This window comes from Nonomuraea recticatena, assembly GCF_039533245.1.
GTDB lineage: Bacteria > Actinomycetota > Actinomycetes > Streptosporangiales > Streptosporangiaceae > Nonomuraea > Nonomuraea roseola.
This window is the reverse complement of record NZ_BAAATE010000188.1, coordinates 1-546: the sequence shown is the minus strand read 5'-3', so window position 1 is coordinate 546 and position 546 is coordinate 1. Positions and strand designations below refer to the sequence as shown.

Annotated in this window: 1 protein-coding gene; it reads right to left on the bottom strand. The window is 72.2% G+C overall.

The genetic code is table 11. The annotated features are described in order from the left end of the window. Nucleotides 1–175: 175 nt before the first annotated feature. Nucleotides 176–546, bottom strand: a 371-nt coding sequence (locus ABFX50_RS51080; protein WP_346158565.1) for a DUF8017 domain-containing protein, incomplete at its 5' end; no start/stop codon positions are given.

Below are 546 nucleotides of genomic sequence, written 5' to 3'. Positions count from 1 at the left end.
AGGTCGTGCGCGAGCAGCAGCTGCCTGCTGATCGCCCGCTCGGTGCGCCCCGCGTACGAGGGCCGGTGCACCAGCTCCAGGCCGGACACCGTCCGCAGCGCGGTCCCGTACCAGGCGTGACCGAGCCCGGAGGCGTCGATCAGGGTCAGGTCGATGTCCCACAGCACGAGGGTCTTCACGAGACGCGCACGCTCCCCACGATCCGGTCCGCCTCCGCTTCGCTGGGCCCCTGGGCCACGTGCGGCCCGCCCTGCGCGACGTTCAGCACCAGCACGCCGTGCTTCCCGCCCGGCAGCTCCGCAGCCACCAGGGTGATCTCCGCCTTCGGCGCGTAGCAGGCGCTCACGCCCCTCGGCTCGACCGACAGCACCACCTTCGTCCGGCCGTCCACCTCGGTCACCACCGGCTCGCCCACGCTCGGCGGGGTGCCGTCCACGGTGTACCCGTTGTTCGCCACGGTCTTGCCGAGCTGGCTGAGCACGGTCAGCGTCGCCGCGTTGACCTGCGCGGACGACACGATCGCCTGCACCATCTGCTTGTCCTGGC